11 protein-coding genes are annotated in these 18,601 nt (G+C 68.8%); 5 read left to right on the forward strand and 6 right to left on the reverse strand.

Translation table 11 applies throughout. The features are described from left to right. Positions 1-221: 221 nt before the first annotated feature. The 3 genes from gadC to IE302_RS34560 are packed head-to-tail and all read left to right on the forward strand — an operon-like array spanning position 222 to position 3,426. Positions 222-1,640 carry a glutamate/gamma-aminobutyrate antiporter GadC gene (gene gadC, locus IE302_RS34550; protein WP_191258657.1) on the forward strand — a complete coding sequence of 473 codons (1,419 nt, stop codon included), beginning with the start codon at positions 222-224 and terminating at the stop codon, positions 1,638-1,640. Continuing rightward, entirely contained in the window at positions 1,637-2,077 is a 441-nt protein-coding gene (locus IE302_RS34555; RefSeq protein WP_191258658.1) for a hypothetical protein, read from the forward strand. Before gadC ends, IE302_RS34555 begins: the two co-directional genes overlap by 4 nt. Beyond that, entirely contained in the window at positions 2,074-3,426 is a 1,353-nt protein-coding gene (locus IE302_RS34560) for a dipeptidase (protein WP_229908108.1), read from the forward strand. The genes IE302_RS34555 and IE302_RS34560 overlap by 4 nt, the downstream gene beginning before the upstream one ends. Here IE302_RS34560 and IE302_RS34565 read toward each other — a convergent pair. From IE302_RS34565 to IE302_RS34585, 5 genes are all read right to left on the reverse strand, one after another. Further along, the gene (locus IE302_RS34565) at positions 3,423-5,468 is read right to left on the reverse strand and encodes an MDR family MFS transporter (protein ID WP_191258660.1); all 2,046 of its coding nucleotides are present in this window, start codon (positions 5,466-5,468) and stop codon (positions 3,423-3,425) included. The two genes, IE302_RS34560 and IE302_RS34565, sit on opposite strands and share 4 nt — an antisense overlap. Positions 5,469-5,639: 171 nt before the next feature. After that, positions 5,640-6,800 carry an HAF repeat-containing protein gene (locus IE302_RS34570; RefSeq protein ID WP_373308063.1) on the reverse strand — a complete coding sequence of 387 codons (1,161 nt, stop codon included), beginning with the start codon at positions 6,798-6,800 and terminating at the stop codon, positions 5,640-5,642. 143 nt (positions 6,801-6,943) lie between these two features. After that, the gene (locus IE302_RS34575) at positions 6,944-7,867 is read right to left on the reverse strand and encodes an aminoglycoside phosphotransferase family protein (protein ID WP_191258661.1); all 924 of its coding nucleotides are present in this window, start codon (positions 7,865-7,867) and stop codon (positions 6,944-6,946) included. 690 nt (positions 7,868-8,557) lie between these two features. After that, entirely contained in the window at positions 8,558-10,192 is a 1,635-nt protein-coding gene (locus tag IE302_RS34580) for a carboxylesterase/lipase family protein (protein ID WP_191258662.1), read from the reverse strand. Between the two features lie 176 nt (positions 10,193-10,368). Next, positions 10,369-13,821 carry an indolepyruvate ferredoxin oxidoreductase family protein gene (locus IE302_RS34585; RefSeq protein ID WP_191258663.1) on the reverse strand — a complete coding sequence of 1,151 codons (3,453 nt, stop codon included), beginning with the start codon at positions 13,819-13,821 and terminating at the stop codon, positions 10,369-10,371. Between the two features lie 163 nt (positions 13,822-13,984). On the opposite strand from IE302_RS34585, the gene IE302_RS34590 reads away from it, so the two are divergent. Further along, the gene (locus tag IE302_RS34590; protein ID WP_191258664.1) at positions 13,985-14,452 is read left to right on the forward strand and encodes an Lrp/AsnC family transcriptional regulator; all 468 of its coding nucleotides are present in this window, start codon (positions 13,985-13,987) and stop codon (positions 14,450-14,452) included. A 718-nt stretch (positions 14,453-15,170) separates the two neighbouring features. Here IE302_RS34590 and IE302_RS34595 read toward each other — a convergent pair. Beyond that, on the reverse strand, positions 15,171-16,130 hold the full coding sequence (locus tag IE302_RS34595; RefSeq protein WP_229908110.1) for a helix-turn-helix transcriptional regulator: 960 nt from the start codon (positions 16,128-16,130) through the stop codon (positions 15,171-15,173). A 57-nt stretch (positions 16,131-16,187) separates the two neighbouring features. Between IE302_RS34595 and IE302_RS34600 the strand changes: the two genes are divergently transcribed. Further along, positions 16,188-18,473: an excinuclease ABC subunit UvrA gene (locus IE302_RS34600; protein WP_191258665.1), complete on the forward strand. Its 2,286-nt coding sequence runs from the start codon at positions 16,188-16,190 to the stop codon at positions 18,471-18,473. The last annotated feature ends 128 nt before the right edge of the window (positions 18,474-18,601 follow it).

Here is an 18,601-nt window from a genome sequence, read left to right on the forward strand (position 1 = left end):
ACGAAAACACAGCGGAGCGCGCCCGCACTCCCCCGATCCGGGTGAGGCCGGGCGGCCGGGGCACGTCGTCACGGCGAAGCGGACCGGGCCGGTCTCGCCCGCAACGGGTGACCCGGCCGGGCTCCGCGCGGACCACGATCGAGCGCACGCCGAGCTCGAGGAGGTCCGATGACCATGACGACCACGGAGAGACCGCTAACCGAACCGGGCGGGAGCACGTCGTGAGCACCCGCACCGTCCCGGCCACCGCGTGGATCTCCTGGATCGCGCTCGCGCTCATGACGACCAGTTCGGTCGCGAGCCTGCGCCCGTCGCCGACGATGGCCGTGTACGGACTCGCGGCCGTTTTCCTTTACATCGTCCCGGCGATCGTGTTCCTGCTGCCGACTTCGCTCGTCTCGGCCGAACTCGCCTCCGGCTGGTCCGGCGGCGTCTACAACTGGGTCGCGCTCGGGATCTCCAAACCGATGGGCTTCCTGGCCGTCTGGTGCCAGTTCGCGATGACCATCTTCTACTACCCGAGCCTGCTCGGGTACGTCGCGAGCACGCTCGCGTACGTGTTCGACCCGAGCCTCGCCGACAGCGGCTGGTGGACGGCCGCGGTCATCGTCGTGACGTACTGGTCAGGGGTCTGGATCTCTTCCCGTGGCACGAAAGGCGTCGCCGGGCTCGCCGGCGGCGGGCTCGTGATCGGCACGCTGATCCCCGGGGCACTGCTGGTGGTCCTCGGCCTCGTGTTCCTCGGGCAGGGAAACCCGTCCGCGGCGCCGATGTCGGCGGGCGACCTGCTCCCCGCGTGGGCCGGGCTGGCCAGCCTCGTGCTGATCGTGAACAACTTCCTGTCCTATTCGGGGATGGAGATGAACGCGGTGCACGTGTCCTCGTTGCGCAAGCCGGGCAAGGAGTTCCCGCGCGCGATGTTCGTGGCGATGGGGCTCGTGCTGCTCATCTTCATCCTGCCCGCGCTGGCGATCAGCTGGGTCGTCCCGGCCGATCAGCTGTCGCTCACCGCCGGGGTGATGCAGGCCTTCGACGCCGTGTTCGCCAACTTCGGGATCCAATGGCTGACGCCGTTGATCGGCATCATGCTGGTCCTGGCGTCGCTCGGCGGGATGCTGACCTGGCTCGCCGGACCGTCCAAGGGGCTGCTGCTGATCTCGCGGCAAGAGGGCTACCTGCCGCCTTTCCTGCAACGGCTCAACAAACAGGGCGTGCAGCAGAACATCCTCGTCGTCCAAGGCGCGATCACGACACTCATCGCGCTGCTCTACGCGTTCATCCCGGACGTGTCGAGCGCGTACTGGATCTTCTCGGTGATCACCACCCAGGTGTACTTGATCATGTACCTGCTGATGTTCGTCGCCGCCGTGCGGTTGCGGCGCAAGTTCCCCGATCACCCGCGCGGCTACCGCGCGCCGATGCTGGTCGGTCTTTGCGGGGTCGGGTTCTGCGCGTCGTTGGCCGCGCTGCTGGTGGGGTTCGTCCCGCCCTCCCAGTTCGGTTCCGGCAATCCGTGGGTGTACCTCGGGATCGTCGCGGGCGGCGCGCTCGGCCTCGGCCTGCTCGTGCCGTTCCTGTTCCACCGCCTGCGTAAACCTTCGTGGCGTCTGCCCGAGCAGTCCGAGACGAGCCCATCATGACCACAGTGGACAGAGGGTCGAGCCACAGACAGCGGAAGACCGTGTACGTCGTGGTGGGCATCGTGCTGGGTGTCCTGCTGCTGACCGGGTACCTGCTGTTCCGCTCCGCACGATCGAACGCCGACGCGGAGGCGAAAGCCGATCTGCTCATCTCGCGGCTCGTCCAGGAAGGCGCGCGCACGCCGTCACAGGAACAGCTCGTCCGGCTGTTCGGTACGGACGGCGGCTCGATCTGCGCCGACCCGGACGCGGCGTTCGCCCGTGCGACGAGCGAAGGCGGGATCTCCGGCGGCGGGCCGGGCACGCGACCGGTGCTCCCGGAGGCCGCCCTGGTCCGCGGGCAACTGCTCGTCGTCGAGGTCTACTGCCCCGAGAAACTCGCGGGCTTCAAGGATTTCCTGAACCGACAAGGCTTCGCCAACGTGACAGGAGGATGAGGGAGATGGATCTCCGTGACCGGGTGAACGAGCTGATGCCGCAGGCACAGGAGGAACTCGCGGAGCTTGTCGCGATACGTTCCGTCGCGGATCCCCGGCAGTTCCCGCCCGACGAGTGCCGTCGTGCCGCCACCTGGGTGGCGGACGCCTTCACCGAAGCCGGATTCACCGACACCCGGCTCGCCGACACCCCGGACGGCAGCCAGGCCGTGATCGGTTCCCGTTCGTGCGGCAAGGAAGACGCGCCGACGGTGCTGCTCTACGCGCACTACGACGTCCAGCCACCGCTCAAGGACGACGCGTGGCATACGCCGCCGTTCCAGCTGACCGAAGTGGACGGACGCTGGTACGGACGCGGCGCCGCCGACTGCAAGGGCAACATCCTCATGCATCTCACCGCCCTGCGCGCGCTCGGCGACGACCTGCCCGTCAACCTCAAACTGGTCGTCGAAGGTTCAGAAGAGCAAGGGACCGGCGGGCTGGAGGCCTTCGTCCCCGATCATGCCGAGCTCCTTCGGGCGGACACGATCCTGGTGTGCGACACCGGGAACGTCGCGGTCGGGCAGCCCGGCGTCACGGTCAGCCTGCGCGGCATGGTCACCATGGTCGTCACCGTCGACGCGCTGCCGTCCGAACTGCATTCCGGCATGTTCGGCGGCCCCGCCCCGGACGCGCTCGCCGCGCTGGTGTCCGTACTCGCCACCCTCCGCGACGACGAGGGCAACACCACCGTTCACGGCCTGCCCAACGACGGTCTGTGGCCCGGAGCCCCGTACCCGGACGCGCAGTTCCGCGTCGACGCCGGGCTCTTCCCCGGCGCGCCGCTGCTCGGCGGTGCCGGCGTCGCGGACATGCTGTGGGCGCGCCCGGCGGTGACGATCCTCGGTATCGACTGTCCTCCGGTGGTCGGCTCCGCCGCCGCGATCACGCCCCACGTCCGGGCCCGGCTGAACCTGCGTATCCCGCCCGGCGTCGAGCCGGACGAGGCGGCGGCCGCGCTGACCGCGCACCTGATCGCCGCGACGCCCAGGGGTGTGCACCTCTCGACGGAGGTCGAAGCGTGTGGTCAGCCCTTTCGCTCCGCGATCGACGGCCCCGCCTTCCGGGCGATGGCCGACGCGATGCAGGCCGCGTACGGCAGGCCGATGAGCAAGCTCGGGCAAGGCGGGTCGATCCCGCTCTGCACCGTCTTCGCCGAGACGTACCCGGACGCCGAGATCCTGCTCATCGGCGTCGAGGAGCCGCAAGCGCGCATCCACGCGCCCAACGAAAGCGTGTCACCGCAAGAGATCTCGGCCATGGCGCTGACCGAGGCGCTTTTCCTGCGGAACTACGGAAGTCCTTACTAGACGACTGCCGCGTGCTTCCCGCTCGGCTGGTCCTCGGCTGCCTGGTCCAGGATGCGGTTCGCGACCCGGCTGAGTGCCTCGTCGAGTTCCTCGTGTCCTTCCAGGCCCCAGTCCTGCAGCCGTTCCGCCAGCCAGTCCTTCCACGCCCGGATGAGCTTTTCGAGTTCCGCGCGCCCCGCCTCCGTGGTGGCCCACTCCCCGGATTTGAAGGCTAGGTGTCCGGTGAATTCCAGGCGTGCGAAGGCGGCTTCGAACACCTCGGGCGGGATGCCGTAGCGATCGCCGATCACCTTCAGGGACGTGGGTTTGTCCCGCCGTTCTCGCAGCCGGACCTGCCCCAGGCACCACAGCCCGCCGGTATCGAGCTCGCAACCGGACTTCGCGAGGACACCCGCGGAGGCCGCTTTTCCGTCGCGTGCCAGCAATCGGCCGACAGCGCGCTCGAGATCCTGGTCCCCGTTGCCCGACTCCGGCATCGCGAAACCCTCGCCGAGGTCCGGCGCGGCCGCTCGCGAGGTGTCCCGCAGCGGAACCTCCTTGAGGAAGAAGGCCAGCACCAGCGCCACGAGCCCGACCGGCGCGGCGTAGAGGAACACCGTGTGCAGGGAATCGCTGTATGCCTGCACATAGGGGGCCGACACGGAATCCGGCAAGGCGTGGAGCGCGTTCGGGACCTGCACGGCTCTGGGGTCGATTCCGGGTGGCAGCGGATGTTCCGCGACCGCCGCGGCCATGTTCGGTGCCAGCTGGTTGGCGTAGATCGTGCCGAAGATGGCCGCCCCGAAAGAGGAACCCAAGGACCGGAGGAAGGTCACGCCGGAGGTCGCCACGCCCAGATCGCGGTAGTCGGCGGTGTTCTGCACGACGATGACCAGGACTTGCATGCTCAAGCCGATGCCAAGGCCGAGGACGGCGAAGTAGAGGGACATCTCCCAGAAGCCGCTCGTCGGGGTCAGGCGCGAGAGCAGGTACAGGCCGAGCGTCAGCCCGACCCCGCCCGCGATCGGGAAGATCTTGTACCGCCCCGTCTTTCCGACGACATTGCCCGCGAAAATGCCGGCCACCAGCAACGCGATCACCATGGGCAGCATCCGCACCCCCGAACTGGTCGCCGAGATGCCGTGGACGTACTGCAGATAGGTCGGCAGGTACGACAGCGCGCCGAGCATCGCGAACCCGACGACGAAGCTCAGGATCGCGGAAACGGCGAAGACGGGATTTCGGAACAGCCGCATCGGCAGGGTCGGTTCTTTCGCCCGTTTCTCCGCGAAGACGAACAGCACCAGCAGGATCACCGAGCCGATCGACATCCCGATGATCGTCGGCGAATCCCAGGCGTACTGCGTGCCTCCCCAGCTGGTGACCAGCGTCAGGCCGGTCGCTGCGAGCCCGATCAGCAGGATGCCGAGGTAGTCGATCACCGGCCTCGCGGCTGCCTTCACGCTCGGCATCGCGCTCGCCGCCACGATCAGCACGAGGACCGCGATCGGGACGTTGACGTAGAAGGCCCACCGCCACGACAGGTGGTCCACGAACAACCCGCCCAGCATCGGGCCGAGCACCGTGACGACGCCGAAGACCGAACCGAGGATGCCCTGGTACTTGCCCCGCTCACGCAAGGGCACGACGTCGGCCACGAGCGCGGTCGCGGTGACCATCAGACCGCCCGCGCCCAGCCCCTGCACCGCGCGGGCGACGATGAGCCAGATCATGTCGTCGGCGAACCCGCAGAAGAACGAGCCCACCGTGAACACGATCACCGACAGCTGGAACATCAGCTTGCGGCCGAACAGGTCGCCGAGCTTCCCGACGACGACGGTCATGATCGTCTCGGCGAGCAGGTAGGAGGTGATCACCCAGGACAGATGCCCGGCCCCGCCGAGGTCGCCGACGATCGTCGGCAGCGCGGTCCCCACGATCGTCTGGTCGAGCGCCGCGAGCAACATCCCGAGCATGACCGCCGCGAACACCGCGTTCCTGCGCTTGCGGCTCAGCACCGGCGGGGTGACGTCCGGTCTGCCGACCTCGGCGGTCGTGGTCATCGAGTCTCCCTCGCGTCGGGCACCCAACGTAAGACAGGCCCTGGGGAAGGCGCATTTCGATGATCACCCGATCCGGTGGTCCTCGGGAGAGGTCCGGAATGGACGGTCCGTGAAGGGCTCCTTGAGGGACCCTGGGTCCCTCAAGGAGCCCTTCACGGACTTGTGGCCGGGCTAGCCGAGCGTCCAGTACACCGCGTGGCTCTTGCCCGCGGCGGTGTAGGCGGTCCCGACGACGCGGCCGCTGTCGGTGATCCGGTAGGCCCGGCTGCTGGTCCCGCCGGGCAGCGCGCCGAGCTGCCTGCGTTCCCCGTTCCGGAACCAGACCGTCGCCTGGCTGCTGCAGGTGCCCACCACGGTGCCGTCCGCGTTGACCGCTTCGGCGTCCGCGCCGCGGCCGTCGTCGGACAGGGCGGTGACGTGGCCGTCGAGGTCCCAGCGCACGGCCGACCGCTTCGGCGGATAGAGGTAGCCGGAGCCAACCACGTAGCCGGTGGAGCCGATCCCGTAGACCCAGACCACGTGCGGGCTGGGCCATTCCATCGGGTGCCGGACGCCGGCCTGGTCCCACCTCGCCGGGACGACGGGCCCGCTTCTGGTGTCGCTCACGGTCCCGGCGATCACGCCGCTGTCGTTGATCACATGTGCCCCGCTGCTGTAGGCCTGCGGCTCCAGCTCGGTGATCGGCCCGCCGTTCACCCACCGCGCGGACTGGTTCGCCCCGGTGCGGAAGCCGCCGCCCGTGATGATGGAGCCGTCGGCGGAGATGTCCTCGGCCATGCTCCACGTCTCGCCGGGAAGGGCGCCCAGATCGGCGACCGTGCCATCCGGGTCCCAGCGGAAACCGTGGTACTGGCTGTCCGCTGTCAACCAGGCCCCGACGACGACGTTCGTGTCGCTGATCGCCAGCGAGATGGCGTTGCGGTGGCCGGCCGGAAGCTGGAGCTGGGTCGCCTGACCCGCGGCGTCCCAGCGGGTGGGCACCGCGATGCCCGAAGTCAGCACGTAGCCGGCGGAAACCCCGCTGCTGTTGATGTCGCGCACCTGGCCCTCGGTGCCACCCGGCGTCGGGAGTGCCATGATCTGGCCGTTGGCGTCCCAGCGAACCGGCAGATCGCGCCTCGGGCTCCGGCCCACCTGCGACAGCCCGACCATCACCCCGGCTTCGTTGACCGCCAGGACCGTACTTTCGTCGTCGCCCGGCAGCGTGCCGAGATCCACCGGTCCGACCGGGGTGGCTCGCGCCGTCCCCGTCATCAAGCCGGTGACCACCACGGCCGCCACCGCCACCGACAACGCCCGTCTTCGTCCCGAGGGCACACGATTCCTCATCATGACGACTCCCCAATCCTGATCTGATTGCCTGCGCTGTGCGGACCCCGGTGCGACCGTAAGGCAATCGATCCGGAAATGGCTCCTGCCACGATCACGTTCCACACGAACAGCCGAAAGGTGAGGAAATGGCGGTATTTATGCCCTCAACCGCAGCTGATCGCGTATTCGGAAAAGATTCCGTAAAGGACACGACGCGCGTTCACGGATTCCTCATCGGACCGGTCCACGGTCTGCGCACAGGCGACCAGCGCCTTCCACAGTGCCCAACCACGCCCCCGTGCCCAGGTCTCTTCGTCGACGGACAGCCGCTCGCGGAACGCCTGTCGGCCGTCGGCGGTCAGCAGCGTCCAGGCGATGGCCATGTCGCACGACGGGTCTCCGACCCCGCAGGTCCCGAAGTCGATGACGGCCGCCAGCTCCCCGCCGTCGAGCAGGAGGTTCCCCGGCGCCATGTCGCCGTGGAACCAGCGATCCTTTCCGTCCCAAGGGGTGTCCAACGCGGTCTTCCAGATCTCACGGGCCGTGACGACGTCGATGTGACCGTCCAGCGCCGTGAGCGCGCGCTGGGCCGTGGCGTCGTAGGTGCGCAGGGTGGCGCCACGGAACCAGTTGTGCTTACCCGGCTGGGGCCCGTCGACAGGGTCGACGCTTTGGAGCGCTGCCAAGAATCCGGCCAGGTCGACGGCGAAGCGGACAGGGTCGGCGATGCGATCCGCGCTCGCCGGTTCGCCCTGGAGCCACGGGTAGATCGACCACGGGAAGGGATAGTCCGCACCGGGACGCCCCTTCGCCAGCGGGACCGGGATGGGGAGCGGTAACCGCGGCGCGAGCGCCGGCAGCCAGCGCTGTTCCTTGTCGACTGCCAGGGCGTACTCGGCCGCGCTCGGCAGACGTACCACCATCGCGTCGCCGAGCCGGAAGGTGAAGTTGTCCCAGCCGCCTTTGGCCACGGGCCGGACCGGGAGACCGGCCCACTCCGGGAACCGGTCTGCGATCAACCGGCGAACCTGTTCGACGTCGACGGTGATGCGCTGGGGCACGGGCCCCAGATCTGGTGTGCTGCTCAAGGCCGCGTTCCTTGCTCGGGCGGCCGCGTCCCGGCCGGTCGGGTGGTCGTGAGTGACGATTCGGACTACAGCCGAGGGTGCCATAGGTACCTAATGAATTCTGGCTGCGCTCGGTCGCGGGCGCGCGTGAAGGCCCCCTTCCTTCGGCTGAGCCGAGGGAAGGGGGCCTTCACGCGCTTAAGTAGGTAGATGTGTCCACATGGGACACTCAAGAGCGACCCCATGTCCGATTGATGTCTTTAAGTTAGGTTTCGCGTAGGGTCGTGAGTGGTAAAGAGGGTTCTATTGAGAAGTAAGACAGAAGTGGCGTCTTCAGTCGCTCGCCCCACACCGGACCGGTGCTCGACGGTGACGAGCGCGGTGAAGGGGACTTCCCCGCATTGCATGAGCGGATGGTCCCCTTCACCTCGGGTCTTGCGGTCCGCGGGGGTGACTCGGGTTCGGAAGCGTCCCGAAAGCCACGTTCGGGACGCCCGGGTGTCCCGAACGTGGCTTTCGCGACGTCGGCGAAGACAGGCGAGCGGTCGGTACGGGAGGGCTGGCGGCAGGGCAGTGTTGTGAAAGCCACTTTCACAACCTTCAACGTTGTGAAAGTGGCCTTCACAACATCCGAGGCCGACATGCACGCGAGCGAGCATGAAACATTTTGCTTTACCCCTCAATAACCCTCTTTACCACTCACGACCCAGGCTATCGGCGCTCGTTGAACGGCGTCAGCGGGTCCCAGAGCTCTTCGCAGTGGTGCTGGCGCGGAATCTCAGTGGTGAGCTGGCTGTCCCCCGCCGCGTTGAGCGACATGACGACGGGATTGTCCTCGGTGTACGGCTCCCAAAGCGGCGTGCCGTCCACCGTCGGATTGCCGGTGCGGGCGAATCCGGTCCACTGCGCGAGCAACTGATCCGACAGGACCTGCTGATTGGGGGTGAGCTTGACGCCGTTCGGGAGCATCAGCAGCATCATTTCGGCGACGTGGTAGGCGCCGTTCGGTTTGGTGGCGTCCAGGAAGAACTGCGGCGGAGCGTCGGGGTCGTCGAACTGGTAGGCGAACACCGGGATGTGCCGGGACAGTCGTTCGCTGTTGAGCACCGAGGGGCAGACCGAATTGGAATCGGCCACGATGGTCCGGTAAGCGAGGAACGGCGCGGGCGCCGGGAATCGCCTCAGCGGATACGTCTCGAAGACCGCGGGCGCGTGCTCGCCGTACTGCTGGCGCACCAGGTTCTCGTAGTCGGCCGGGGTCGTCGCGGACGGCAATTGGGTCTCGTCGCGGTCCACGCCGTGGATCAGCGCGACGTCGTTGACGTGCCCGGTGGCGAACGCCTCGCCCGGAGACATCGGCAGGAACTTGCCGTCCACGATCGGCGCCACCGTGCCGTTGCCGGGCTCCCTCCCGTTGCCCGCCTGTTTGAGGAGGGCGGCCGCCGGTGCCTTCCGCAGGCACGCGGCGGCTTCGGCGGCGACGCCGCAGCCGACACCGGCGGCGAACTTCGCGCCGGCCTGGTGAGCCTCCTCCTCGGTGGGCAGTTTCGCCTTGCAGTCCTGCGCCTGCCACTGGGTGTTCACGCCGAGCAGCGAGTTGTACTCCCCGCTTTGGGCGATACCGCGCTGGAACAATCCCGCCGAACTCGGCGCAGCCGTGTGGGCGCAGACGCTCGAGCCACCCGCCGAGGCACCGTAGATCGTGACGTTGCGGGGGTCGCCGCCGAACCGGGAGATGTTGCGCTGCACCCAGCGCAACGCGGCCTGCTGATCCAGCAATCCGTAGTTCCCGGCGTGCTCGCCGAAGGATTCGTGGGCCAGGAAACCGAAGATCCCGAGCCGGTAGTTGACTTCCACGCTGATGACGTTGCCCCCGGTCACCAGACGGCTGGCGTCCTGCGGTTTCAGCAGCAGGAAGCCGCCGCCGTGGATCTGCACCATCACCGCGAGCGGCCCGGGCGCCGGTTTGGCGGGTGCGCGGACGGTCAGGTTGAGGCAGTCTTCATTCTCCGAACCCGGCCCCAGGCCCGCCGGTTGCGGGCACTGGTTGCCCTCGGTGGTCGCGGCGAAGGTCTCGGTCCACGGGGCCGGCCTGCGCGGCGACTTCCAGCGAAGTTCCCCGGTCGGCGGTGCGCCGTAACGAATCCCCTGCCACGACGTCACCCCGGCGGCCGTGACACCGCACACCGGACCGTCGCCGGTCTTCACCGTGGTATCCGGCGAGCAGACCGGCGCGGGTGGATCTCCCCTGTTCGGCTCACCGGCCATGGACACCGAACCGGTCAACGGCGTCGCGATCAGCACGACGGCCGCCAGGGTGGCGACCATCTTTCGGTCGAGTCTCATCCGTCCTCCTCCTCGGCGATGACGATCTCCAGTCTTGCCACCGCCGAGGAGGACACAACCTCCGTTCGGGGCCCGGGAATGGTCAAATTCCCGGGCAAGATGGTCTTCGCCGGGGTCCGGATTCAGCCGGACAGGAATACGGAAACGAAGACCGCGAAAACCACGGAATTCACCGGTCAGGATTTGACCCGGGTCTTTCCGGGCGCGAGATCGGAGAGGAGCGCGGACTGTTCCCGGCGATAGGCCTCGACGTTCGCCAGTTTGACGTCTTCGTAACCGCGAACCAAATCGGGCAGCTCGGCCAGTGCCAGCAGCCTGCCGCGATCGGCGTCCTCGGTGCCGAAAGCGGTGAGGATCGTTTCCCGGTATTGCGTGACGAGTTCCCGCTCCACCTTCCGGACGTGCGCCTTGCCGAAGGGATCCCAGCGCGTGCCGCGCAGTTTCCGCGCGGCACGCAGCGCGACGAAAATCGGGCGGAACTTCGGGCCGAGCGCGATTTTCCGCTTCATCCCCAGCGCGCGGAGCACGGGAGGATGCAGGCGGTAGGCGTAACGGCTGCCCACCCCGAATTCCGCCTCGATCCCCGCGATCACGGCGGGATCGAGCGAGAGCCGCGCGACCTCGTACTCGTCCTTGTAGGCCATCAGTTTGTGCAGATTGCGCGCCACCGCCTCGGTGACGGCGGTCGAATCCCCTTCGAGAACCCGGACCCGCTCGACGAACTCGGCGTACTCCCGCGCGTAGCGAACGTTCTGGTACTGAACGAGCTCCGGGACGCGGATGTCCAGCAGGCGCGCGAGTTCCGAACCCGGCTCGGAGCGCACGAGCGCGCGGGCACGGAGGGTGGCCGCCGACGGGGCGGGAGTCGCGGCGACGGCGGGCGGGGCGACCGCGGCGTGCAGACCGTCGGGATCGGCGACGAGCTGCCTGCCGCGCCGGAAGGCCTGAAGGTTGCCCGCGACGGCGACCCCGTTGAGCTCGATCGCGCGTTCCAGGCTGACCGCGTCGAGCGGGATGGCGCCGGTCTGGTGCGCGGCGCCGAGCTGGAGGATGTTCGCGAACTGGTCGTCGTCGAACAGGGTTTCCGCCAGTGCCCGCGCGTCGAGCGCCACGGTCCGCGCCGCGTTCTCGGAGATCGCGCCGCGGACGGCCGCCGCGTCGGGGAAGGAAACGGTGGTGTCGACGACCATCCGGCCGGTCGGCACCTCGGTCGTGGAGACCACGGCGGTGGTCCTGCCGGGATCGGTCACCGTCAGATGTGCCGGGTCGGCGCCGACGAGGACGTCACAGGCCAGGTAGAGATCGCATTCCCCGGCGGCGAGTTTCGGGGCCTGCGGCGTCGGCTCGGCGGTGATCTTCAGATCCGAGACGACGGCACCGCCCTTCTGCGCGAGCCCGGTCTGGTCCAGGGTCCGGACCTGCTTGCCCTCGATCACGGCCGCGGTGGCGAGGATCTGCGCGACGGTGACCACGCCGGTCCCGCCGACGCCGGTGATCCGCACGGTGAAGTCGGTGCCGGCGCTCGCGGGCTCGGGCAGTTCGGCGGCGGTGATCTCGCCCGCCTGCCGCCGGTGCTTCCGCCCGGTGGGCACCACCGTCATGAACGAGGGGCAGTCCCCCGCCAGGCACGAATAGTCCACGTTGCACGACGACTGGTGGATCGTGGTCTTGCGGCCGAACTCGGTGCTGACCGGCTGCACCGACAGGCAGTTCGACTTCTCGCCGCAGTCCCCGCATCCTTCGCAGACACGCTCGTTGATCACGACCTTGGCGGCCGGGGTGTCCAGCTTGCCGCGACGTCGCTTGCGGCGTTTCTCCGCGGCGCATTCCTGGTCGTGGATGAGCACTGTCACGCCGGTGATACCGGCCAGTTCCTCTTGCGTGCTCAGCAGTTCGTCACGATGCCGGACCTCGACACCGTCAGGCAGGCTGACGCCGCGGAACCGTTTCGGCTCGTCACTGGTGATGACCACCTTGGCGACGCCTTCGACCAGCAGCAGCGACGCCAGCCGCTCCACCGGGAGTCCGCCGACGGCGTCCTGGCCACCGGTCATCGCGACGGTCGCGTTGTAGAGGATCTTGTAGGTGATGTTCACCCCGGCGGCCACCGCGGCCCGTACGGCAAGGCTGCCGGAGTGGGTGAACGTGCCGTCGCCGATGTTCTGCACGAAATGTTCGGCGTCGACGAACGGCTCCATCCCGAGCCACTGCGCGCCCTCGCCGCCCATCTGCGTCAGGCCGACGACTTCGCCGACCTGTTCCGGTTCCATGAACAGCGCCATCGCGTGACAGCCGATGCCGCCGCCCACCACGGTTCCCTCGGGCACCTTGGTCGAGGAGTTGTGCGGGCAGCCCGAGCAAAAGTACGGCGTCCTGGTCAGCAGCGGGATCGAAATGCGCTCGCGACGGCGCTGCTGCCGCCACGCGGTCACGGACGGGATCTCGTGATGCTCGCTCAGCCGCCCGGCCAGCACCCTCGCGACGGCGTCCGGGTCGAGTTCGCCGAGTTCGGTGCACAGGGTGCGGCCGTCGGGGCCGGTCTTGCCGTACACGGCGGGCGCGCCGGCGGTGCCGTAAAGCACCTCCTTGATCGCCGACTCGACGAAGGAGCGCTTCTCCTCCACCACGACGATCTCGTTCAGGCCCTCGGCGAACCGGCGGACGATCGACGGTTCGAGCGGGTGGATCACGCCGAGCTTGAGGATGCGGATCCCGTGCCGGGACAACGCTTCCGCGTCCAGTCCGAGCAGCCGCAGCGCCTGCATGAGGTCCAGATAGGACTTTCCGGCGGTGACGATGCCGACGCGGTCCGCGGGTCCTTCCTGGACGATCCGGTTGACCCCGCTCGCCCGCACGTACTCGACGGCGAGCGGCAGGCGTTCGGTGTACAGGCTGCGTTCGAGCGCCATCAGCGTGGTCCCGAGCAGCCGGGAGCTGGGCTTGTGCCGGTAGGGCGTGAAACCCTTGGCCAGCTCCGGCGCCGTCCAGCGTGGCCGGACGTGGGCGGTGCTCGCGGCGTCGGCCACGTTCGCCACGAGTTTCATCGACGACCACAGCCCGCTCGCCCTGGACAGTTCGACGGCGTGCAGCCCGAAGTCCAGGATGTCCTGTGAGTCGGAGGGGAAGAACACCGGCATGGCGAGGTCGGCGAGCGCGAGCTCGGAGGCGCAGGGCACCGACGAGGACTTGGCGTTCGGATCGTCGCCGACCAGCGCCACCGCGCCGCCCGCCGGATCGGTGCCCGCGAGGTTGGCGTGCCGCAGGGCGTCCGTCGCCCGGTCCAGGCCGGGCGCCTTGCCGTACCAGAAGCCGGTGACCCCGCCGGGTGACGAACCGACCGACGCGGTGAGCTGGCTGCCCATGACCGCCGTCGCGGCGAGTTCCTCGTTCAGGCCGGGGCGGTGCACGACGTCGTGCTTGTCGAGCAGGACGGAGCGGCGGCCGAGTTCGAGGTCGTACCCGGCGAGCGGGGAACCCTCGTATCCGGAGACGAACACGGCGGGCGAGGCCCCGGCGGCGCGGTCGTGCCGCACCCGGTCGAACAGCATCCGGACCAGGGCCTGGACCCCGCTGAGATAGACGGTGCCGTCCTCCCGCAGATAGCGGTCCTCCAACGTGAACTGCTCCACCAGACCTGCCTCCTTCGGCACCCCCGCGTGACGTCACGACAGGAGACCCGACCTCGCCGGGCCGTCGCAACAAGCGGCAGTCTATTGCTCCCGATCGCGCAAAAAATCCGGCCCATCTTCACCGGTGGCCGATATCCGTTGCGTCTGCGTACCATCTCGGCTCATGGCGGACCTGCTCATCGACGAGACCGATCGCGAGATCCTCGAACTGCTCCGGGAAGACGCCCGGCGCACCCTCGGGGACATCGGCGCCCGCGTCACGCTGTCCACCGCGGCGGTCAAACGCCGCATCGACCGCATGCAGGAGAACGGCGTCATCACCGGCTACACCGTCCAGATCGATCACGCCAAACTCGGCTGGGGCATCGAGGCGTTCACCGAGCTGCGGTTCACCGGGACCACCAAGGTGGGCGAGATCGTCCGCACGACCACCCGGATGCCCGAGGCCCAGGCGGTGTTCACCATCGCCGGGGACCCCGACGCGCTCGTCTGGCTGCGGGTCCGGGACATGGCCCACCTGCAGCGCACCATCGACGAGATCAGGCGGCATCACCAGGTGACGGGCACGAAGACCCTGATGGTGCTGGACTCGTGGACGCGGGGCCAGCAGTGGCCCCAGCCCGACGCCTGAGCTTCTGCGTCCCGAGCGGCGGTGTCCCGAGCGCCACGCCCGGGACGCTGAACGTCTCAAGCGTGGCGCGTGAGTCCCGAAGACGGTTCTTGAGGCAGGGCCATCGGCTGGGTGAGGGGTGCAGGTTGGTCGTGAGCGGTAAGTGGCGTTAGAGCGGACCGGTATTTACCTACCCACACCTGACCTGCGCGAGGGTGGCGGTTCAGCGGCCGCCGGGCTCGACGGTGCAGGAATTGGGACGTTGAGTGTCCTGATTCCTTCATCGTCGCGTGGGTCGCCCGGGCTCGGATCTTGATCAACGGAAGATCCGGGACACTCAACGTCCCCAATCCTCCGTTGATCAAGGTCGTACCGGTCACGACCGGCAGCAGACGAGATGACGGGGGAAGATTCCGGACGCTCAACGGCCGGAATCTTCCCCCGTCGACCGCACCGGCATCCAGCACTCCACACTCAACCGTCAGTCACATCAGTGGGTAGGTAAGTACGAGTCCGTTAGAACCCGACTTACCACTCACGACCATCCGAGAACGGCCAGCCCCGCCGTGACACCCGCCCAGGCACGACGCTTGGGGTGTCGCGAAAGCCACTTTCGGGACACCTACGCACCGACGCCTTCACCTCGTTCCCAATGTTGCATTTGGGAGCTCAGCCGCTCGACCCAGCCCGACGCCTGAGCTTCTGCGTCCCGAGCGCCACGCCCGGGACGCTGAACGTGTCAAGCGTGGCGCTCGGGACCCAGGAACCGGCGCCCGACGCGGGCGAGGTACTCGGCGAACTCCGGTGGGTCCTCCACGGTGAACCCGATGTCGGTGAGCGTCAGGACGACAGCCAGCCACTCGAAGGAATCGACCTCCGCGACGTACCGGCAGCGGTCGCCGCCGAGCGCTTCGAAAGTCCCGTCGACCCGGTGCAGCCGGGCCGCGGCCTCATCGGCGCCGACGTCGAGGGTCAGCGTGATCCGGAGCGATTTCGTGCTGTGGAAGCGTTCCTGGAGATGCCCCGCGACGTCGTCGACAGGCAGCTCACGGGGCTCGAACGCCACCTCGGTCGTCTTCGGCGCGTCGATCCGGTCGAGGCGGAAGCTCCGCCAGTCCCGCCGGTCGAGGTCCCAGGCGTAGAGGTACCACCGCCTGCCGAGCTGGACGAGCCGCATCGGCTCGACGGTCCGGGACGACGGGCCGTCCTTCGCCGTGTACGCGAACTCGAGGCACCGCCGGGCCGCGATCGCCGCGGCGAGGAGGCTCAGCACGTCAGGACCGACCCGCGGCTGTTCACCGCTCCCGAACTCGACCGCGGCGAGCATCGCGTCGGTCCGCCGTCGCAGCGCCGGCGGGAGGATTCGCCGGAGTTTCGCGGCGGCGCGGTCCGCGGATTCGGCGGTCAGGTCGATGCCGGTCCCGCCCGCGGCGGCGAGACGCAGGCCGAGCACGGTGGCGATCGCCTCGTCGTGTTCCAGCATGAGCGGCGGCAGCGCGGCGCCCGCGACCAGCCGGTAGTTGCCTCCCGGACCGCGGCTGCTCTCCACGGGATAGCCCAGACCGCGGAGGTGGTCGAGGTCCCGGCGGAGCGTGCGGGGCGGGACCTCCATGGCCGTCGCGAGTTCGGCGGCGGGCCAGGCCCGGCCGGTCTGCAGGAGCGACAGCAGCCGCAGCATCCGTTCGCGTGGCGCGGTCACGACACCTCCCGATAATTGTGGCCGTAAACCGGCCACATCTCATCGTAGCGTGAGGTCATGGCGAAAGTTCGAGACGATCGTGGCCGGTGGATCACCGTGGAGGGTGCCCGGACGAACAATCTCCGCGAGGTGTCGGTGCGGGTGCCGAAGCATCGGCTGACGGTGTTCACCGGCGTATCCGGATCGGGGAAGTCGTCGCTGGCGTTCGACACGATCGCGGCCGAAGCCGAGCGGCTGGTCACCGGGACCTACCCCGCCTTCGTCCGCAACCGGCTCCCCCAGCATCCGCCCGCCGACGTCGACCGGATCGACGGGCTGATCTTCACCACGATCGTGGATCAACGGCGGTTCACCGGCAACGCGCGGTCCACCGTGGGCACGGCGAGCGACATCGCGCCGTTGCTGCGCCTGCTGTTCTCCCGCCTCGGAAAGCCGGGAGCGGGCTTCTCGCCCGCCTACTCGTTCAACGATCCCAGCGGGATGTGCCCGCGCTGCGAAGGGCTCGGCGTGGTCGACGACATCGATCTCGACCGGCTGCTCGACCGCTCGCGAAGCCTGCGCGACGGCGCCGTGCGCTTCCCGACGTTCGCACCCGGGACCTACCGGTGGAAGCGGCTCGTCCACTCCGGACTCGTCGACCCGGACGTCCCGTTGCGACGGTTACCGGCGACCGAAGTGGACACTTTGCTGCACGCCGAGGGACTTCCCCTCGACAATCCCGGCTCCGACTACCCCAAACACGGTCTCTTCGACGGCGTCGTCCCGCGGCTGCGGGACTCGTACCTGCGCAAGACGCCGTCGCGCCTCACCGCCGAGGAACGGGAAGGGCTCGCCGGAGTCGTCACCCGCGGCGTCTGCCCGGACTGCGCGGGGACCCGCCTCGCCGAGGCGGCGCGCGACAGCCTGATCGACGGGCGGTCGATCGCGGACTGGTCGGCCCTGCCGATCGGCGACCTGCGTGACGTCGTCGCGGCCGTGCGCGATCCGTCGGTGGCGCCGCTGACCCGGGCGATCCGGGAGCGGCTCGACGCGCTGGCGTCCGTCGGCCTCGGCTATCTCAGCCTGTCCAGGGAATCGAGGACGCTGTCCGGCGGCGAGGCCCAGCGCGTCAAGATCGTCCGCCACCTCGGCAGCGCGCTCAGCGACGTCTGCTACGTGTTCGACGAGCCCAGCACCGGCCTGCACCCGCACGACGTGCACCGGCTCCTGGAACTGCTGGCCAAGCTCCGCGACGCGCACAACACGATCCTCGTGGTCGAGCACCATCCGGCGGTCATCACGGCCGCCGATCACGTCATCGACCTCGGCCCGGCCGGCGGTGAGGGCGGTGGCCGCGTCCAGTTCGAAGGCGGTCCCGGCGCACTCGCCGCGAGCAACACCGCGACCGGACAGAGCCTGCGTACGCCGCTCTATTTCCGGGAAAAGCCTCGCGCCGCACGGGAAACCGTGACGATCTCCGGCGCCCGCAGCCACAACCTTCAGGACGTCACCGTCGACGTGCCGCTCGGCGTCCTGACCGTCGTCTCCGGGGTCGCCGGCTCCGGAAAGAGCAGCCTGATCACCGGCGAACTTCCCCGGCAGCATCCCGATTTCGCCGTCGTCGACCAGGCTCCGCTGCGCGGTGGCATCCGCTCCACCCCCGCCACGGTGCTCGGTGTCGCCGAACCCGTCCGCGACGCCTTCGGCAAGGCGACCGGGAAACACCCGTCGTGGTTCAGCGCCAACGGCCGGGGAGCCTGCCCGGTCTGCAAAGGGAAAGGCGTCATCATCACCGACCTGGCGTTCCTGGACGACGTCCAGACAGGCTGCGACGCCTGTGGCGGCACCCGGTTCAACCCGGAGGCGCTGGCCGCGCGCCTGAACGACCGGTCGATCGCCGACGTCCTGGCGATGAACCCCGCGGACGCCGCCACCCTGTTCGGCGAGAGCTCCGCGATCGGGCGACGGTTGCGTTGGCTGGACCGGGTCGGACTCGGCTACCTGACGATCGGGCAGAGCCTCGACACCCTGTCCGGCGGTGAGAGGCAGCGGCTCCTCCTCGCCCGCCACCTCGCCGACGCGGGCCCTTCGGACGAACTGCGCCTGGTCCTCGACGAACCCACCGCCGGTCTGCACGGAAGCGACGTCGACCGGCTGCTCGCCCTCTGCGACGAACTCGTCGACGGCGGCGCTACCCTCGTCCTGATCGAGCACGACCAGCAGGTGATCGCGCACGCCGACCACGTCATCGACATCGGGCCCGGCGCGGGTTCCGAGGGCGGGACGGTCGTGTTCGAGGGCACGCCGTCGGCGCTGGCCGACGACTCCTCGTCGCTCACAGGCCGCTACCTGCGAAATCGGTGATTACGCGTTCCCGGCGCCGGACGGCGCCGGGAACACCCACCCGCCCGGGAACAGTTCCCGGGCGAGCGCGATGATTCCCGATCAGGCTTTGCCCGACACGCCGGTACCGAACAGTTCCTCGTTCGACT

Source organism: Amycolatopsis oliviviridis (genome assembly GCF_014654365.1).
Classification (GTDB): Bacteria; Actinomycetota; Actinomycetes; order Mycobacteriales; family Pseudonocardiaceae; genus Amycolatopsis; species Amycolatopsis oliviviridis.

Coding starts and splice junctions, on each gene's coding strand:
- IE302_RS34600 (WP_191258665.1), top strand. CDS start 16,188: ATGGCGAAAGTTCGAGACGATCGTGGCCGGTGGATCACCGTGGAGGGT.
- IE302_RS34565 (WP_191258660.1), bottom strand. CDS start 5,468: ATGACCACGACCGCCGAGGTCGGCAGACCGGACGTCACCCCGCCGGTG.
- IE302_RS34560 (WP_229908108.1), top strand. CDS start 2,074: ATGAGGGAGATGGATCTCCGTGACCGGGTGAACGAGCTGATGCCGCAG.
- IE302_RS34555 (WP_191258658.1), top strand. CDS start 1,637: ATGACCACAGTGGACAGAGGGTCGAGCCACAGACAGCGGAAGACCGTG.
- IE302_RS34570 (WP_373308063.1), bottom strand. CDS start 6,800: ATGATGAGGAATCGTGTGCCCTCGGGACGAAGACGGGCGTTGTCGGTG.
- IE302_RS34590 (WP_191258664.1), top strand. CDS start 13,985: ATGGCGGACCTGCTCATCGACGAGACCGATCGCGAGATCCTCGAACTG.
- IE302_RS34580 (WP_191258662.1), bottom strand. CDS start 10,192: ATGAGACTCGACCGAAAGATGGTCGCCACCCTGGCGGCCGTCGTGCTG.